Annotated in this window: 17 protein-coding genes; 11 read left to right on the plus strand and 6 right to left on the minus strand. The window is 76.0% G+C overall.

The window, feature by feature from the left end; all coding sequences use genetic code 11:
• The first annotated feature begins 2 nt into the window (after positions 1 to 2).
• Positions 3 to 1,466 carry an argininosuccinate lyase gene (argH, locus tag AB0G14_RS23290; RefSeq protein ID WP_350709060.1) on the plus strand — a complete coding sequence of 488 codons (1,464 nt, stop codon included), beginning with the start codon at positions 3 to 5 and terminating at the stop codon, positions 1,464 to 1,466.
• 40 nt (positions 1,467 to 1,506) lie between these two features.
• On the opposite strand, the gene AB0G14_RS23295 is transcribed toward argH, so the two are convergent.
• Together AB0G14_RS23295 and AB0G14_RS23300 are read right to left on the minus strand one after the other, a co-directional pair.
• Positions 1,507 to 1,863 (minus strand): MmcQ/YjbR family DNA-binding protein, encoded by a 357-nt coding sequence (locus AB0G14_RS23295; protein WP_357700640.1) that lies wholly within the window; start codon positions 1,861 to 1,863, stop codon positions 1,507 to 1,509.
• Between the two features lie 50 nt (positions 1,864 to 1,913).
• Positions 1,914 to 2,327: a DNA-binding protein gene (locus AB0G14_RS23300; protein WP_357700642.1), complete on the minus strand. Its 414-nt coding sequence runs from the start codon at positions 2,325 to 2,327 to the stop codon at positions 1,914 to 1,916.
• A gap of 102 nt (positions 2,328 to 2,429) precedes the next feature.
• Between AB0G14_RS23300 and AB0G14_RS23305 the strand changes: the two genes are divergently transcribed.
• The 3 genes from AB0G14_RS23305 to AB0G14_RS23315 all read left to right on the plus strand — a co-directional run bounded on the left by AB0G14_RS23305 (position 2,430) and on the right by AB0G14_RS23315 (position 4,923).
• A complete protein-coding gene (locus AB0G14_RS23305) occupies positions 2,430 to 3,059 on the plus strand; it encodes a DNA-3-methyladenine glycosylase (RefSeq protein ID WP_357700695.1) in 630 nt (209 codons plus the stop codon).
• Between the two features lie 140 nt (positions 3,060 to 3,199).
• Positions 3,200 to 4,303 (plus strand): LLM class flavin-dependent oxidoreductase, encoded by a 1,104-nt coding sequence (locus AB0G14_RS23310; protein ID WP_357700644.1) that lies wholly within the window; start codon positions 3,200 to 3,202, stop codon positions 4,301 to 4,303.
• Entirely contained in the window at positions 4,300 to 4,923 is a 624-nt protein-coding gene (locus AB0G14_RS23315) for an FMN reductase (RefSeq protein WP_350686777.1), read from the plus strand. The genes AB0G14_RS23310 and AB0G14_RS23315 overlap by 4 nt, the downstream gene beginning before the upstream one ends.
• 48 nt (positions 4,924 to 4,971) lie before the next feature.
• Here the strand turns inward: AB0G14_RS23315 and AB0G14_RS23320 are convergent, their stop codons facing one another.
• The 3 genes from AB0G14_RS23320 to AB0G14_RS23330 all read right to left on the minus strand — a co-directional run bounded on the left by AB0G14_RS23320 (position 4,972) and on the right by AB0G14_RS23330 (position 9,721).
• Positions 4,972 to 5,853: a universal stress protein gene (locus tag AB0G14_RS23320; RefSeq protein WP_357700647.1), complete on the minus strand. Its 882-nt coding sequence runs from the start codon at positions 5,851 to 5,853 to the stop codon at positions 4,972 to 4,974.
• 230 nt (positions 5,854 to 6,083) lie between these two features.
• A complete protein-coding gene (locus tag AB0G14_RS23325; protein ID WP_357700649.1) occupies positions 6,084 to 6,980 on the minus strand; it encodes a universal stress protein in 897 nt (298 codons plus the stop codon).
• A gap of 47 nt (positions 6,981 to 7,027) precedes the next feature.
• On the minus strand, positions 7,028 to 9,721 hold the full coding sequence (locus AB0G14_RS23330) for a cation-transporting P-type ATPase (protein ID WP_357700650.1): 2,694 nt from the start codon (positions 9,719 to 9,721) through the stop codon (positions 7,028 to 7,030).
• 254 nt (positions 9,722 to 9,975) lie between these two features.
• Here AB0G14_RS23330 and AB0G14_RS23335 point away from each other — a divergent pair, with 254 nt between their 5' ends.
• The gene (locus AB0G14_RS23335; protein ID WP_357700652.1) at positions 9,976 to 10,452 is read left to right on the plus strand and encodes a cyclic nucleotide-binding domain-containing protein; all 477 of its coding nucleotides are present in this window, start codon (positions 9,976 to 9,978) and stop codon (positions 10,450 to 10,452) included.
• 21 nt (positions 10,453 to 10,473) lie between these two features.
• Here AB0G14_RS23335 and AB0G14_RS23340 read toward each other — a convergent pair whose 3' ends face one another.
• Positions 10,474 to 11,085 carry a bifunctional 4-hydroxy-2-oxoglutarate aldolase/2-dehydro-3-deoxy-phosphogluconate aldolase gene (locus AB0G14_RS23340; protein ID WP_357700654.1) on the minus strand — a complete coding sequence of 204 codons (612 nt, stop codon included), beginning with the start codon at positions 11,083 to 11,085 and terminating at the stop codon, positions 10,474 to 10,476.
• 155 nt (positions 11,086 to 11,240) lie between these two features.
• Between AB0G14_RS23340 and AB0G14_RS23345 the strand changes: the two genes are divergently transcribed.
• Genes AB0G14_RS23345 through AB0G14_RS23370 form a run of 6 tightly spaced genes read left to right on the plus strand, consistent with a single transcriptional unit; the run spans position 11,241 to position 16,952 of the window.
• Positions 11,241 to 12,320: a sugar kinase gene (locus AB0G14_RS23345; RefSeq protein ID WP_357700656.1), complete on the plus strand. Its 1,080-nt coding sequence runs from the start codon at positions 11,241 to 11,243 to the stop codon at positions 12,318 to 12,320.
• 32 nt (positions 12,321 to 12,352) lie between these two features.
• Positions 12,353 to 13,528, plus strand: a complete 1,176-nt coding sequence (locus tag AB0G14_RS23350) for a mandelate racemase/muconate lactonizing enzyme family protein (protein ID WP_357700658.1) — start codon at positions 12,353 to 12,355, stop codon at positions 13,526 to 13,528.
• The gene (locus tag AB0G14_RS23355; protein ID WP_357700659.1) at positions 13,525 to 14,442 is read left to right on the plus strand and encodes a dihydrodipicolinate synthase family protein; all 918 of its coding nucleotides are present in this window, start codon (positions 13,525 to 13,527) and stop codon (positions 14,440 to 14,442) included. Before AB0G14_RS23350 ends, AB0G14_RS23355 begins: the two co-directional genes overlap by 4 nt.
• Before the next feature lie 13 nt (positions 14,443 to 14,455).
• Entirely contained in the window at positions 14,456 to 15,595 is a 1,140-nt protein-coding gene (locus AB0G14_RS23360; RefSeq protein ID WP_357700661.1) for a mandelate racemase/muconate lactonizing enzyme family protein, read from the plus strand.
• Positions 15,592 to 16,320 carry an SDR family oxidoreductase gene (locus AB0G14_RS23365; RefSeq protein WP_357700663.1) on the plus strand — a complete coding sequence of 243 codons (729 nt, stop codon included), beginning with the start codon at positions 15,592 to 15,594 and terminating at the stop codon, positions 16,318 to 16,320. The genes AB0G14_RS23360 and AB0G14_RS23365 overlap by 4 nt, the downstream gene beginning before the upstream one ends.
• Positions 16,317 to 16,952, plus strand: a complete 636-nt coding sequence (locus tag AB0G14_RS23370) for a DUF624 domain-containing protein (RefSeq protein ID WP_357700665.1) — start codon at positions 16,317 to 16,319, stop codon at positions 16,950 to 16,952. Before AB0G14_RS23365 ends, AB0G14_RS23370 begins: the two co-directional genes overlap by 4 nt.
• The last annotated feature ends 34 nt before the right edge of the window (positions 16,953 to 16,986 follow it).

A 16,986-nucleotide genomic window follows, 5' to 3' on the forward strand; every position in this document is an offset into this window, starting at 1 on the left:
CAATGGGCGGCGTGGACGACAAGAGCCTGACCGAGAACAGCGCTGCCACCAACCGCACCAGCCTCTGGGGCGGCCGGTTCGCCGGCGGCCCCGCCGAAGCCCTGGCACGGCTGTCGGTGAGCGTGCAGTTCGACTGGCGCCTCGCCCCGTACGACATCGCGGGTTCCCGGGCGCACGCCCGGGTCCTCGCGGGCGCGGGCCTGCTCGACCCGGAGGAGCTGGGCCGCATCCTCGCCGCCCTGGACGACCTGGAGGCCGCCTGCGCCTCCGGGCAGTTCCGCCCCACCGTCGACGACGAGGACGTGCACACCGCGCTGGAGCGCGGGCTGCTGGAGCGCCTCGGCAGCCTCGGCGGCAAGCTGCGCGCCGGCCGGTCCCGCAACGACCAGGTCGCCACCGACCTGCGGCTCTACCTGCGCGACCACGCGCGGGGCGTGGCGTCGCGGCTGGTCGAGCTGGCCGAGGCGCTGGTCGAGCAGGCCGGGCGGCACGTGGACACCGCCGCGCCGGGGATGACCCACCTCCAGCACGCCCAGCCGGTCACCTTCGGGCACTGGCTGCTCGCCCACGTGCAGCCGCTGCTGCGCGACCTGGAGCGGCTGCGCGACTGGGACCACCGCACGGCGATCAGCCCGCTCGGCGCGGGCGCGCTGGCCGGCTCCGGCCTGCCGCTGGACCCGGTGGCCGTCTCCAAGGAGCTGGGCTTCCGCACGTCCTTCGCCAACTCCATGGACGCCGTGGCCGACCGGGACTTCGTCGCCGAGTTCCTCTTCGTCACCGCGATGGTCGGGGTGCACCTGTCCCGCCTCGGCGAGGAGGTGGTGCTCTGGACGTCGCAGGAGTTCGGCTGGGTGGAGCTGGACGACGCCTTCGCCACCGGCTCGTCGATCATGCCGCAGAAGAAGAACGCGGACATCGCCGAGCTGGCCCGGGGCAAGTCCGGCCGCCTCGTCGGCGGGCTGATGAGCGTGCTCACCATGCTCAAGGGCCTGCCGATGACCTACGACCGGGACATGCAGGAGGACAAGGAGCCGGCCTTCGACGCGGTCGACACCCTGGAGCTGCTGCTGCCGGCCCTGGCCGGGATGATCTCCACGATGACGGTCCGGGTGGACCGCCTCGTCGCCGCCGCGCCGGTGGGCTTCTCGCTGGCCACCGAGGTGGCCGACTGGCTCGTCCGCCGGGGCGTGCCGTTCCGCGACGCGCACGAGATCACCGGGAAGCTGGTCGCGCTCTGCGTGGCCCGGGACTGCGCCCTCGACGAGGTCTCCGACGCCGACCTCGCGGCGGTCAGCGAGCACCTCGACCCGTCCGTGCGGGACGTGCTCTCGGTCCGGTCGGCGCTCGCCGCCCGGACCACCCCCGGCTCGACCGGCCCCGGCCCGGTCGCCGACCAGCTCGCCGCCGCCGCGGACAAGCTGGCCGGCTGGCGGGAGTGGGCCGCCGAGCGGGTTGTGCCGCGCTGAGTGCGTGACCCCGCGCGGCGCGACCGGCGCCGCGCGGGGCTCAGGCCGTCGGCCGCTCCCGCTTCGGCAGCTTCGCCACCACCGCGTCGTACGACGCGTCGACCGCCTCGGTCAGCTCCTCGTCGTCGATCCCGCCGGCCAGGCGCAGCGTGTTCCAGCCGGAGCGCCCGATGTACGGCGAGGCTCGCGCGTCGCCCGGGTGCCGGTGCAGCCACTCGTCGGCGATCTCCCGGCTCGGGCCGCACTTCACCCCGACCGTCGGGTCGTCGCCGCCGGCGGAGCCGAGGAAGGCGAAGATCCGGCTGCCGACCTTCACCACCTCGTCGCCCTCCCACGGCTGGTCCAGCCAGGCGCCCGGCTTGCCCAGGCAGTACGCCAGCATCTCCTCGCGCGTCATCGCGTCCTCCTCGACACCGATCCCGCGCCCAGTCTGGCTCATCGGGGGCGTCAGTCGGTGGCGGCGGTGCGGGCGGAGAGGCGCTCGAAGCGCTGCTTGGCGGCCTGCGCGCTGCCCAGCCCGAGCCCGTACGCGATCTGCTGCCAGGTCAGCCCGCGACCGCGGGCCAGCGTCAGCAGCCCCGCCTCCATGGCGTCGACCTCGGCGCGCAGGTGCGGCACGAGGGTGAGGGCCGCGACGAGGTCCGCCTCGTCGACCCGCTCCTCCCCGGGCTCCACCTCGGCCCCGCCGGCGGCGAGCGCCGTGACCAGCGCGACCGCCTCGTAGGTGTCCGGGACGTAGGGGTTGGTGTGGCGGCGGCGCGTCTCGGTGCCGGCGTGCCGCTCGGTGATCCGGTGCAGCGCGTCGTACGTGCGGTGCGCCCGGGCCCGGCCGGCATCGGGCGTGGTGAAGGAATCGGTCATGCCCCGGACCCCATCACATCAACGACGAGTTGTCAACGAGTCGTTGATGCATCTGAGCGCCGGAACGAGGCGGCGCCGCGGCCGGATAGGGTCGGGTCCGTGGTGGCGTCCTCCGACCGCCGTCCCGCCGACCTCGCGGGGCTGGCCGACCTGCTCTCCGGGCCCGTGGTGCCGGCCGCGCGCGGCCTGCTCGGCTGCCGGCTCGCCGCCGGCGGCGTCACCGTCCGGATCACCGAGGTCGAGGCGTACGCCGGTACGGCCGGCGACCCCGCGTCGCACGCCCACCGGGGCCGCACCCCGCGCAACGCGGTGATGTTCGGGCCGGCCGGGCACGCCTACGTCTACTTCACCTACGGCATGCACTGGTGCGTGAACGTGGTCACCGGGCCGGACGGGGAGGCGTCGGCCGTGCTGCTGCGCGCCGGCGAGGTGGTCGACGGGCTCGACGTCGCCCGGGCCCGGCGCACCGCCGTACGCCGGGACGTCGACCTCGCGCGGGGGCCCGCCCGGCTCTGCGCGGCGCTGGGCATCGACAAGGGCGTCTACGGCCGCTACCTGCTCGGCGACGGCCCCGTCCGGCTGCGTCCGGCCGACCGGCCGGTGCCGGCGGACTCGGTGGCCGCCGGCCCGAGGGTGGGCGTGACGGGGGCGCACGACGTTCCCTGGCGGTTCTGGATCGCCGGCGACCCCACGGTGAGCGCCTACCGCCGGCACGTCCCGCGCAGCCGCTGAGCCTCCGCTCGCCTCGCTGGCCGGCGTGACGGCGCCCACCACGGTCGCCTCGCGCGTGGAATAGTTGACTCGTCAAATATGTTGTGCGGTGCGATACGGGAACCGCACCGGCCCCGGCCGGACAACGCGAGGAGCTGGTCATGCAGTTCGGAGTCTTCACCGTCGGCGACGTCACGGTCGACCCGACCAACGGTCGCGAGCCGACCGAGCATGAGCGGATCAAGGCGATGGTCACCATCGCGCTGAAGGCCGAGGAGGTCGGCCTGGACGTCTTCGCCACCGGCGAGCACCACAACCCGCCGTTCGTGCCGTCGTCGCCCACCACCATGCTGGGATACGTCGCGGCCCGCACCGAGCGCCTGCTGCTGTCCACCTCGACCACGCTGATCACCACCAACGACCCGGTGAAGATCGCCGAGGACTACGCGATGCTCCAGCATCTCGCCGACGGCCGGGTCGACCTGATGATGGGGCGCGGCAACACCGGGCCCGTCTACCCGTGGTTCGGCCAGGACATCCGCAACGGCATCCCGCTCGCCATCGAGAACTACGACCTGCTGCGCCGGCTCTGGCGCGAGGACGTGGTCGACTGGAAGGGCCGCTTCCGCACCCCGCTGCAGTCGTTCACCTCGACGCCGCGCCCGCTCGACGGCGTGCCGCCGTTCGTCTGGCACGGCTCGATCCGCAGCCCCGAGATCGCCGAGCAGGCGGCCTACTACGGCGACGGCTTCTTCGCCAACCACATCTTCTGGCCGAAGGAGCACACCCAGCGGATGGTCGGGCTCTACCGGGAGCGGTTCGCGCACTACGGCCACGGCTCGGCCGACCAGGCCATCGTCGGGCTGGGCGGGCAGGTGTTCATGCGGCGCAACTCGCAGGACGCCGTGCGGGAGTTCCGGCCGTACTTCGACAACGCCCCCGTCTACGGGCACGGCCCGTCGCTGGAGGAGTTCAGCGCGCAGACCCCGCTGACCGTGGGCAGCCCGCAGCAGGTCATCGACCGTACGCTGGGCTTCCGCGACTACGTCGGCGACTACCAGCGCCAGCTGTTCCTCATGGACCACGCCGGCCTGCCGCTGAAGACCGTGCTGGAGCAGCTCGACCTGCTCGGCGAGGAGGTCGTCCCGGTGCTGCGCAAGGAGTTCGACTCGCTGCGCCCGGCGCACGTGCCCGAGGCGCCGACGCACGCGTCGCTGCGGGCCGCCGCCGAGCAGGCCGGGGCGGGCGCGGAGGCCGGCCGATGACCCGCCGCACCCTCGCCGTGGTGTCGGCCGGGCTCGGTCAGCCCTCGTCGACGCGACTGCTCGCCGACCAGCTCGCCGCGGCCACCCGCGACGAGCTGGCCCGGCGGGGCGACGACGTGGACGTGCGCCCCGTCGAGCTGCGCGAGCACGCCCACGACATCGTCAACCACCTGCTCACCGGCTTCCCGCCGCCCGCCCTGCGGGAGGTGCTCGACACGGTCACCGGCGCGGACGGTCTGATCGCCGTCACGCCGATCTTCAACGCGTCGTACAACGGGCTGTTCAAGTCCTTCTTCGACCTGGTCGACTCGGGCGCGCTGGCGGACCGGCCGGTGCTGGTCGGCGCCACCGGCGGCACCGCCCGGCACTCGCTCGCCCTGGAGCACGCCCTGCGGCCGATGTTCGCCTACCTGCGGTCGGTCGTGGTGCCCACGGCGGTCTTCGCCGCGCCCGAGGACTGGTCCGACGGCGGCGCCGACGGTGCGCTGCGCGCGCGGATCGCCCGCGCCGGGGGCGAGCTGGCCGACCAGATCCACCGGCGCCCGCCGGCCGCCGGCCCCGCCGACCCGTTCGCCCTCACCACCAGCTTCGAGGAGCTGCTCGGGGGCCGGGACCACTGACCGCCGCCGACCCGCCGGCCCGTCGTGGGCCGGCGGGTCCGCGCCGGCTCAGCGGGCGTGGCCGTACGGGTGGGCGACCAGCACCGGGCAGCGCGCGTGCTGCACCAGGGCCTGGCTGACCGAGCCGAGCAGCATCCCGGCGAACCCGCCCCGGCCCCGGGAGCCGACCACCACCAGCGCCGCCCCGCCGCTCGCCTCGATCAGCGCCTGCTCCGGCTTCTCCGCCCGGAGCACCCGCTCCTCGACGGCCAGCCCGGGGTGGCTGCCGCGCACCGCCGCCCCGGCGGTGGCCAGCAGCTCGGCGGAATCCGCGTGCGTGGCGGCCTGCGTCTCGGCCACCTCGTCCGGCACCCGGTGCTCCCCGTCCGGCGGCCGGACGTGCGCCAGCACCAGCCCGACCCCGCGCCGGGTCGCCTCGTCGGCGGCGTACCCGACGGCCAGTTCGGCGGGCTCCGAGCCGTCCACCCCGACCAGCACCGGCCCGTCGACCGGGATCGGTTCCTCGGCCGGGCGGACCACCAGCACCGGGCAGTGCGCGTGCGCGGCCACCTGCGTGCCGACCGAGCCGAGCAGCAGCCCCGCGAAACCGCCCAGGCCGCGGCTGCCCACCACCACCAGCTCCGCCCGCCGGGACTCCTCGACGAGCGTCGCGCCCGGCCCGCCGGCGACCTGGCGCACCTCCACGGTCAGCCCCGGCCAGCGTTCCACGAGGTCGGCGGCCGTCTGCTCCAGCATCTTCTGCCCCTGCTCGGTCGGCGCCGGCAACCCCAGGTCGTACGGGTTGACCGGCACGCCGTAGCCGAGCGGATGCAGGTAGCCGTGCACCAGGTGCAGGGGACGGGACCGCAGCACGGCGGCCCGGGCGGCGTGCTCCGCCGCCACCAGGCTCGACGGCGATCCGTCCACACCCACCACGACGGGTCGATTCATCAGCTCTCCCAGAGGTCGATCAGGTCATTGTCGACGCGGCTCCACCGGCGCACCCGGATTTCCCCGACGCGCCACCCGCCGAACCGGACCTGTCACCGCGCCCGCCGGCCACCCGGCGCGGCCCGGCGCGTCGGCTGTCCCCGCTGCGCCGGCGCACCGGCCTTCCACGGGTCCCGTCGCGCCGGCTCGGGGAGCGGCCGACGCGCCGGGAAGGGTGGTGGCCGGGAAGGTCAGGACGCGTCGGCCCGCTTCGGGTGCCGCACGATCGCCAGCGGGGAGTGCGCGTGGTGCAGCACGGCGTGGCTGACGGAGCCGAGGAGCAGCCCGCTCAGTGGGCCCCGCCCGCGCGCCCCGACGACCACCAGCTGGGCCGCCTTCGACTCGTCGACCAGCACCCGGGCCGGGGAGCCCCGGACCAGCCGGTGCCGCACCGGCACGTCCGGGTAGCGCTCGGCGAAGCCGGCGACGGACTCGGCGAGCGCGCGCTCCTCCTCCGCGGCGTAGGCGTCCAGGTCGTACACCAGGGGCAGGATGTCGCCCGGACCGACCGGCGAGGGGAAGAGCCAGGCCTGCACCGCGAGCAGCGGGGCGCCCCGGTGGGACGCCTCCTCGAAGGCGAACGCGACGGCCTCGGTGGAGTTCGCGGAGCCGTCGACGCCCACCACCACCGGACCGTCGGCGCGCGGCTCGCCGCGCACCACGAGGACCGGGCACAGCGCGTGGGCGGAGACCTGCACGGTCACCGAGCCGATCAGCAGCCCGGCGAAGCCACCCAGACCGCGGTGCCCGAGCACCACCAGCGCGGCGTCCCGGGACTCGTCGAGCAGGACGGGGGTCGCCGCGCCGTCGACCACCGCGCCGGTGACCGCCACCTCGGGGGCGGCCTTGCCGGCCTCGGCGACCGCCTCGGCGACGTACCGCTCGGCCTGGTTGCGCAGGCCGGCGCCGGCCGGCGCGCCCGGCACCGGGTCGACCGGGACGCGGGTCAACGGCCAGATGAAGGCGTGCACCACCCGCAGCGGGCACTGCCGCTGCGCCGCCTCCCGCGCCGCCACCCGGACCGCGTCCAGTGCGGCGGCCGAACCGTCCACACCCACCACGACGGGGGCACGGGTGTTGCTGGTCATGGTTCCTCCTTGTTCACCTTCATCCTGCTCTGCCCGAACGCTACCGGTCAGAGGCGCCCGTCCCGGCCGTCGGGACCTTGGTCCCGATCCGCCGCTCCGACGGTCACAGCCGGGTCGCCCGCCGCCCGCGTGTCCTGGCCGGGCCCGCCGACCACGGTTGGTGTGACCGCGTCGTGCGGCTCGGTGCCCGACGACCCGGTGGCGGGGTCGACCGGTCGGCGGGCCAGCCGCAGCACCAGCCCGGGCAGCACGCTGACAGCGGCGCAGGCCAGCAGCTCCACCGCGCCGAGCGGCTCCGTGCCGAGCAGCTCCCGCAGCGGGGGCAGCAGCACCCCGGCGATCTGGAGCAGCGCCGAGACCGCCACCGCGACCGGCAGCGCGCGGTTGCCGCGCCGGGCGCCGCCCGCCCGGGGTGCCCGGACCGCGAGCGCCACCCCGAGCTGGGCCAGGCCGAGGACCACGAAGACCACCGACTGCCACGGCCGGTCCGCGTGCGCGGCGGCCACGCCGGCGCCGAGCACCACGGCGGCGATCAGGGCGCCGGTGACCAGCACGTCCCGGCCCAGGCCGGCCCCGAGCACCGACTCCGAGGGGGAGCGGGGCGCCCGGCGCAGCGTGCCCGGCTCCGCCGGCTCCGCGCCCAGTGCCACGCCCGGCACGCCGTGGGTGAGCAGGTTCACCCAGAGAATCTGGGCCGGCAGCAGCGGCACGGCCAGCCCGAACAGCGGCCCGAGCAGCATCACCGCGATCTCGGCGACGCCCCCGGAGAGGGCGTAGCGCAGGAACCGCCGGATGTTGTCGTAGATGCGGCGTCCCTCGCCGATCGCCGCGGCCACGGTGGACAGGTCGTCGTCGACGAGCACCAGGTCGGCGGCCTGCCGGGCGACCTCCGTGCCGCCGCCCATCGCCACGCCGATGTCGGCGCGGCGCAGTGCCGGAGCGTCGTTCACCCCGTCGCCGGTCATCGCCACCACGTGGCCCCGGGACTGCAAGCCGGCGATGATGTCGAGCTTCTGGTCCGGCTGCGTACGCGCGAACACCCGCGCCTGCGGGTGCGCCCGCGCCGGGTTGCCGTCGTCCCCGCGTACCAGCGGGTCGCCCTCGCGCCACAGCCCGAGCTGGCCGCCGATGGCCGCGGCGGTCGCGGGGTGGTCGCCGGTGATCAGCACCAGCCGGACCCCGGCGTCGTCGAAGCTGCCCGCGATGTCGGCCGCCCCGGCGCGCAGCGGGTCGCCGACGGCGACCAGGCCCACCGGCCGCAGCCCGGTCGGCCGGGCGGGGTCGGCCGGCGGCGCGTCGGCCACGGCGGACGCGACCGCGAGCACCCGCAGCCCCTCGGCGGCCAGCCGGTGCGCGGCGGCCGACAGCTCGGCGATCTCCTCGGCGGAGGCGTCGACCAGCGGCGCGACCAGCACGTTCTCCGGCGCGCCCTTGCACACCACCAGGTACCGGCGGTCGCAGGAGCGGTGCACCGTGGTCATCCGGCGCAGCTCCTGGTCGAAGGGGTGCTCGGCGACCCGGGGCCAGGCGGCGCGGGTGGTCTCCGGCTCCAGCCCGCAGCGGGCGGCGAACGCGACCAGCGCCGCCTCCAGCGGGTCGCCCACCGCGGCCCACTCCGGCCGCTCGTCGGTGGGCGGCGCCAGCGTGGCGTCGTTGCAGAGCAGCCCGGCCCGTGCCAGGCGGCGCAGCTCGTCCGGTACGGCCACCGGCTCGCCCCCGTGGTGCACGGCCCCCTGCGGCGCGTAGCCGGTGCCGGTGACGCCGTAGCGGGAGCCGTCGGCCGTGACGGCGTGCTGCACCGCCATCCTGCCCTCGGTGAGGGTGCCGGTCTTGTCGGAGGCGATCACGGTGACGGAGCCGAGCGTCTCCACCGCGTGCAGCCGTCGGGGGATCGCCCGCGCCCCGGCCATCCGGCGGGCGCCGAGGGCCAGGGCGAGGGTGACGACCGCCGGCAGCGACTCGGGCACGGCCGCCACCACGAGACTCACCGCGGTGACCGCCATGTCGACCACCGGCCGCCCGCCGACCACGCCCACGACGAACACCAGCCCGGAGAGCACCACCGCGGCGAAGCCGAGGATCCGGCCGAGCCCGGCGAGACGGCGCTGCAACGGGGTGGCGGCGGGCCGGGTGGACGCCACCAGGGCCGTGATCCGGCCGAGCGCGCTCGCCGCACCGGTGCGGACCACCGTTCCGGTGGCCCGCCCGGTGGTGACCACCGTGCCCGCGCTGGCCTCCTCGCCGGCGGTCCGGCCCACCGGCACCGACTCGCCGGTCAGCGCCGACTCGTCGAGGGTCAGCCGGGCGGCCTCGGCCAGGAGCAGGTCGGCGGGGACCACGTCGCCGGCCTCGACCCGCACCAGGTCGTCCCGGACCAGGTCGGCGGCGGGCAGGACCAGGTCCCGCCCGTCGCGGACGACCCGGGCGGTGGGCGCCGCGAGCTGGTCCAGCGCGGCGATCGCCCGGTCGGCGCGGACCTCCTGCACCACGCCGATGGCGGTGTTCACCAGCACGACCAGCACGATCACGGCGGTGTCCGGGTAGTCCCGCAGCACGGCGGTGACCACGGCGGCGGCCAGCAGCAGCGCCACCAGCGGGTCGGTGAGCTGGTGCAGGACCCGGGCGGCCAGGTGCCGGCGGGGCGGGGCGACCGCCGCGTTCGGGCCCTCGGCCCGCAGGCGGGCGGCGGCCTCCGCCGAACTGAGCCCGGTCGCCGGCCTGGTCGAGGTGTCAACGGGCACCGCTGGGCCCCCGTCCTCGCCGTTCCCCGGACGTTCCCACATCACTCTCCGCCCTGCCGCGGCGCCGTCCCGGCGCATCGTCCCGGTCCCACCCTCGCTCCGCCGCGGATGGGCCGACCAGAGCAGTTCGCCCGCGCGGCCCGGGACCAACGGCCCTGTCGCCAAGGGAAACGGCGCGGTGTACTGGGAGGCAGGACGACCGACCGTCGCAGGCCGGCGCCACCGCCGCGTCCTCCCGACGAAAGGGGCACCGCATGACGACGCTCGACGTGCTCCGCGCGCACCCGTTCCTCGCCGGCCTGCCCGAGCCGTGGCTGCCCCGGCTGGCCGGATACGCCCGGCCGGTGGTGTGGCACCCCGGGCACCGACTGTTCCGGGCCGACCAACCGGCGGAGCGTTTCTGGCTGGTCCGCGCCGGCCAGGTGGCGCTCGACTTCCCGGTGCCCGGCCGGGGCGACGTGGAGATCGAGACGATCGGTCCGGGCGGGGTGCTCGGGTGGTCGTGGCTGTTCCCGCCGTACCGCTGGCAGTTCGGGGCGGTGGCGGCGCAGCGCAGCACGGCGGTGGAGTTCACCGCCCCGGGGGTGCGCCGGCTGATGGAGTCCGACGACGCGCTCGGCCGGCAGCTCACCACCCGCTTCATGAGCGTGGTGGTGGACCGGCTGCACGCGGCCCGGTGCCGGCTGCTCGACCTGTACGGCTATCCCGCGGTCGCCCCGCCCGCCGCCTGATCACCTTCGAGGGCCGACGCCCTACCTGTCGGGCCAGTGAGCGGCTGCGGCGGCGGCGAGGAACGCCCGGGCACGGCGCCGCAACGCCGCCCAGTCGCCGACGGCGACCTCCGCGGCGTCGACCAGGGCGCCGCCCGCACCGACGGCGACCGCTCCGGCCGCCGCCCACTCGGCCACCGACTCCGGCCGCACGCCGCCAGTCGGCGCAAGCGGCACGTCGGGCAGCGGGGCGAGCAGTTCCCGGAGGTACGGCGGGCCGGCGACGCCGGCCGGGAAGAGCTTGACCAGGGCGGCGCCGGACGACCAGGCGACGTCGACCTCGGTGGGGGTGAACGCGCCGCAGACCACCGGCAGCCCGGCCGCCTTCGCCTGCGCGAGCACCTCGACCCGGGTGGTGGGCGTGACGAGGAACTCCGCGCCGGCGTCCCGGGCCGCGGTCACCTCGGCGGGGGTGCGCACGCTGCCGACGCCGATTCGGCACGAGCCGGCCAGCTCGCCCCGGAGCGTCGCGACGGCGTCGAGCGCCCGGGGCGTGGTGAGCGTGACCTCGACGCTGTCCAGTCCCGCCTCGGCCAGTTCCCGGCCGGCGCGGACCGCTGCGTCCGGCTCGGACAGCCGGATGATGGCGATCACCCGGCCGAGAGGGACGGCGTCCCGAGTCCCGTGCCCTGATGCCATGCCGATCCTCTTCTCTCTGGAAGCCTCTCCCGGGATGTGGCAACCTATCCCGCATTATGCATGACACTAGCCATAGTGCCGCTGGGGCGGCCTGGGAAAGCAGCGGTCCGGTGGCCGACGGGGGCCGGCCTTCGGCCTCGACGTCCGGGCTGGAGATCGTCGGGTTGGGCGAGGCGATGGCCCTGCTCCAACCGCCGCTCGGCCAACTGCTCGCCGACACCGCGACCCTCGAGGTGCACGTCGCGGGGGCCGAACTGAACCTCTGCACGGCCGCCGCACGGCTCGGCGTCCGTGCGGCCTTCTGCAGCCGGGTCGGCGCGGACCCGCTCGGCACCCGGGTGCTCACGGTGGCAGCGGCCGCCGGCGTGGACACCTCGCTGGTGGCCGTCGACCCGGGGCACCCGACCGGCCTGTTCCTCAAGGACGCCCGGCCGGACGGGCGTCGACGGGTCTACTACTACCGGGGCGGATCTGCGGCGGCGCACCTCGACGCGTCCGACGCGGCGAGGCTGCTCGCCGCCCGGCCGCGGCTCGTCGCCGTCTCGGGGATCACCCTCGCCCTCGGCGCGGCCCCCCGGGCGGCGGTCGAGGCCGTGCTGCACGCCGCCCGGGGTCAGGGCGTCGCGGTGGCGCTCGACCCCAACCTGCGCCCCGCTCTCGGCGACGTCGGCCGGCAGGCCGGTGCGGTGCGGGCGCTGCTGCGGTACGTGGATGTCCTGCTGCTCGGCACCGACGAGGCCGGGCCCGTCCTGGGCGTACGGGACCCGGACGACGCGGCGGAGGTCTTCGCCGCCGCGGCCGCCGCGGGCGTCGGCGAGACGGTGCTCAAGGCCGGCGCGGACGGCTGCCACCACGCCGGTCCGACCGGGGCCCCGGTGCACCTGCGGAGTGCGGCGACCACGGTGGTGGATCCGGTCGGGGCCGGCGACGCCTTCGCCGGCGGCTATCTGGCCGGCCGGCTGCGCGGCGCCTCGCCGGCCGCCGCGGCCGGGTTGGGCAGCGCCCTCGCCGCCGGTGTGGTGGCCCGGGCCGGCGACACCGCCGGCCTCCCGGACCGCGCGACCGCTGCCGAACTGTTGCGCCGGGCGCTCGCGGCTGATGCCGCTGGGTCGGACCTCGCCGACCATTCCGAGCGCGCGGACGAGGGTTTGACGAACATGCAACCCGTAGTGTGGAATCTACTTCCGTAATGTGGCAGACATTGGTGAGGGATGGAGTGGCGATGACCCGGCCACGGATCGCAGCGGTGGACTGTTTCGTCCTCAAACTCCCGAACCCCGAGCAGTACCTCGGACCGCCCGACAAGTCCTCCGGCCCGGCCCCGTCCGGCTACGCGGTGCGACCCCCGTGGCGCAGCATCTACTCGCCCCGCTTCGAGACGCTGCTGGTCCGGCTCACCACCGAGTCGGGCGTCAGCGGCTGGGGCGAGGCCCTCGCACCGGTGGCGCCGGAGGTCCCCGCGGAGGTGGTGCGCCGGCTCCTGACGCCCACGCTGATCGGGGCCGACCCGCGCCGGGTGCGGTTGCTCAGCACCCGGTTGCGCGACCTGATGCGGGAGCGGGGACACCTCGGCGGGCACCAGGGCGACGCGCTCGCCGCCGTCGACATCGCGCTCTGGGACCTGACGGGACGGCTGGCCGGGCTGCCCGTGCACGAGCTGCTCGGCGGCGCGTTCCGCGAGCACGTCCCGACGTACGTCTCCGGGCTGCCCAAGCGGGACGACCCGGGGCGAGCGGCGCTGGCTGTTGAGTGGGCGGCGAAGGGCGTCGAGCGGATCAAGCTGCACCTCGGGAAGGGGGTGGCGGCCGATCTGGCCACCGTGAAGGCGGTGCGGGCCGCCGCGCCGCAGGTGCGGTTCGCCGTGGACGCGCACTGGACGTACGACCTGGCTGCCGCGATCCGGTTGGCTCGCGGACTGGCCGCCATCGGCGGGGTCGACTTCCTTGAGGCGCCGCTGGCGCCGGAGGACCTGGCCGGCCACGCCGAACTCGCCCGCCGCACGGACCTGCCGGTCGCCGTCGGCGAGGCGATGCGTCACCGGTACGAGTTCCTGCCCTGGCTGCGGGAGCGGGCCGTCGGCCTGGTCCAGCCGGACGTCGCCCGCACCGGCATCACCGAGGCGATGGCAATCGCCGAGCTGGCCGCAGCGCACCACTTGTCGACCGCGCCGCACCACTCGGTGGGGCTCGGTGTCGCGCTCGCCGCCGGCCTGCACGTCAGCGCCGCCGTGGAGAACCTGAGCTGTTTCGAGTACCAACCCACCACCACCGACGTCGGGCAGCGGATCCTCACCGCACCGCTGCCGGGCGGGCCGGACGGGTTCGCCGTACCGGCCGGACCCGGCCTCGGCGTCGAGGTGGACCTGCCCACTGTCAGCGCCCTCGCGGAGGAAAGTTGAGCACCCTCGAGCCCCGGGCCCGCGTACGCGGGCTGGTCCCCATCCTCGCCACCCCGTTCGACGACGCCGGCGCACTGGACGTGCCGAGCCTGCGCCGGCTGGTGGAGTTCCAACTCGCGGCCGGCGCGGACGGGCTCGCCGTCTTCGGCATGGCCAGCGAGGGGTTCGCGCTCACCGCTGCCGAGCGGGCCACGATCCTGACCGAGACCCGGGCGGTCGCCGGCCCGGACGTGCCGCTGGTCGCCGGGATCAACGGCACCAGCACGGCCACCGCCGTCGAACTGGCCCTGGCGGCGCGGGACGGGGGTGCGGACGCCCTGATGGTCCTGCCCCCGTACCTGGCCAAGCCCGCCGGCGGGCAACTCGTCGAGTTCTACGCCGGCGTCGCCGAGGCGAGCGGGTCGCACGTGATGGTGCAGGACGCGCCGGCGGCGACCGGGGTGACGATGCCCGTCGCCCTGATCGTGGAGCTGAGCAAGCTGCCCGGCGTCGAGTCGGTGAAGGTGGAGACCCAGCCCACCGCGCCGAAGGTGGGGGAGGTGGTGACCGCGACCGACGGCGAGTTCGACGTGCTCGGCGGCCAGAACGCCTTCTTCGTGCTCGAGGAGTACGCCCGCGGCGCCGTCGGCACGATGCCGGCCTGCGAGTTCACCGACCTGCTCGCGCCGATCCTGGCGGACTGGCGGGCCGGCCGGCAGGAGGCGGCCCACGTCGCGTTCAACCGGCTGCTCCCGCTGGTCCGGTTCGGCCTGCAACCCCGCCTGGCCTGGGCGGTGCACAAGGAGGTGCTGGTGCACCGGGGCATCATCGGGTCCGCGTTCGTGCGCGACCCCGCCGTGCCGCTCGACGCCGGTAGCCGCGCCGCGCTCGACGCGATACTGCGCCACGCCCGGCTGCCGGCCTGGCGGCCGTGAGAGGCTGATCGCCATGACGAAGATCGTCTCGGTGGACGTCTATCCCCTGGCGCTGGGCCGCCCGGACGGCGCGCCCCGCGCCTACGCCACCCGGCCGCCCTGGCCCAGCGTCTACGGCAACCAGCGGGAGACCCTCGTGGTCCGGCTGACCGCCGACGACGGCACGACCGGCTGGGGGGAGGCACTCGCCCCGGTCGCCCCCGAGGTGCCCGGCGAAATCGTCCGCAGGCTTCTGGCACCGGTGCTGCTCGGCGCGGATCCGCGCCGGGTGCGCCCGCTGCGCCACCGGCTCGGCGAGCTGATGCGCGAGCGGGGGCACCTCGGCGGCCACCAGGCCGACGCGATCGCGGCCGTGGACATCGCGTTGTGGGACCTCGCCGGCAAGCTGGCCGACCGCCCGGTCGTCGAACTGCTCGGCGGCGCGTTCCACGACGCGGTCCCGACGTACGTCTCCGGGCTGCCCGGCCGCACCGACGCCGACCGGGTCGCGCAGGCCCGGGACTGGGTCGGGCAGGGGGTCCGGCGGGTCAAGCTCGGTCTCGGGTACGGCGTGGACGCCGACCTGGCGACCGTGGCGGCGCTGCGCCAGGTCCACCCCGACCTTCAGGTAGCCGTGGACGTGCACGGCGTCTACGGCCTGGCCGACGCGGTCCGGCTCGGCCGTGGCCTGGCCGACCGGGACGGCTGGTTCCTGGAGATGCCACTGGCCTTCGAGGACGTCGCCGGCCACGCCGACCTGGCCGCGCGCGTCGACGTGCCGGTGGCGCTGGGGGAGAGCCTGCGGCACCGCTGGGAGTTCCAGCCGTTCGTGACGGCCCGGGCCGCGGGCCTGCTGCAACCGGACATCGGACGGACCGGGATCACCGAGGGGCTGGCGATCGCCCAGTACGCCGAGACCCACCACCTGCCGGTGGCCCCGCACCACTCGGCCGGGCTCGGGCTGGCCCTCGCCGCGGGTCTGCACGTCGCGGCCGCCTGCGTGAACCTGGTCGCCTTCGAGTGGCACCCGACCCTCTTCGACCGGGTCAACGACATCCTCACCGTGCCGATCGAGCCGACGCCGACCGCGATCCCGTTGCCCACCGGCCCCGGGCTGGGGGTCTCGGTGGATGTCGAGGCAATCGCCCGGTTCAGCACTTGGGGTGCGGAGTGAGGCGCGTACTGCTGGTCGGCGCCTCGACCCCGATCGGCCGGGCCATCGCGGCCCGCTTCGCCGCCGCCGGTGACCGGGTCGTCGGCTACGGCCTCGAACCGGCGGGCGAACCGAGCCTGGTCGCCGACCTCACCGGCGACTGTTCCACCGCCGCCGGGGCCGCCGCCGCCGTCGAGGCGGCGCGGGAGCGGTTGGGCGGGCTGGACGTGCTGGTCGCCGCCGCCGGGGCGATGCCCATCGCGCCGGCCCACCGCACCAGCGACGAGCAGTGGCGGGCCGCCCTGACGGGCTGCCTGGACACGCTCTTCTTCCCGCTGCGCGCGGCGTTGCCGCTGCTGCCGGCCGGCGGGGCGGTGGTCGCCGTCTCCTCGGTGAACGCGTTCCTGGCCGCACCCTGGGTGGCCGCCTACGCCGCGGCCAAGGGCGCGGTGGAGGCCCTCGTGCGCCAGGTCGCGCTGGACTACGGCGCGCGTGGGATCCGGGTCAACGCGGTGGCCCCGGGCATCGTCGGTGCCGAGCGGCTGCCCGACGCCGCCGGGGGTTACCCGATCGGGCGGACGCTGCGCCCCGAGGAGGTCGCCGCGGCGGTGCACTTCCTCGCCTCCGACGCCGCCAGCGGCATCACCGGGGTGGTGCTGCCGGTCGACGGCGGACTGTCGATCGCGTCGCCCGCCGCCTACGCCCGGGCCGACCTGCGGCAGCGTCTGGCCGAGTTGGCCCCGTGACCAACCCGCAGGTGCCGACCGGCGGCCGGTACGCCCGCCTCTACCGGCTGCTCGACTGGCCGCCGCGACTGGCCGGGCTGAACCTGCTGTGGCTGGCCGGGGTGCTCGCCGGCGGCGTGGTCGCCGGCGTGTCACCGGCCACCGTGGCGCTCTTCGCGCTGTTGCGGGACTACCAGCGGGGCGGGCATCCGCAGCCGTGGCGCGACTTCTGGCGGCACTGGCGGGCGGAGTTCGGGCGCTCGCAGGTCCGGCTGGGCCTGCCGCTGCTGACCGTGTGGGTGTTCGCGTTCTACCTGCTCGCCGCGCGGGGCACTCCGCTCGCCGGCGCGGTGGCCGTGCTCGGGCTGGGGTATCTGACGGTGCTGGCGTACCTGCCCCCGGTGCTGGCCCACTTCGACGTGCCGACCACCACCGCCTGGCGGATCGCCGCGCTCACGGCCGCGCGCACTCCGCTGTGGACGCTCGGCCTGGGTGCGACGGTGACGTTGCTGGTCCTGGCGATGCTCGTCGCCGTACCCGTCGCCGTCCCCTTCTTCCTGCCCAGCGCCCCGGCGGCGCTGGTCGCCCTGGTCGCCGCGCGAGGCTTCGCCTCGCTGCCGCCTCGGGCCGTCGGCGGCGCCGAACCCGGGTGAGACGGTTCCGCCGTCGACGGGTGGACGGGCTCCC

It is taken from the genome of Micromonospora sp. NPDC023814 (assembly GCF_040639595.1).
Classification (GTDB): domain Bacteria; phylum Actinomycetota; class Actinomycetes; order Mycobacteriales; family Micromonosporaceae; genus Micromonospora.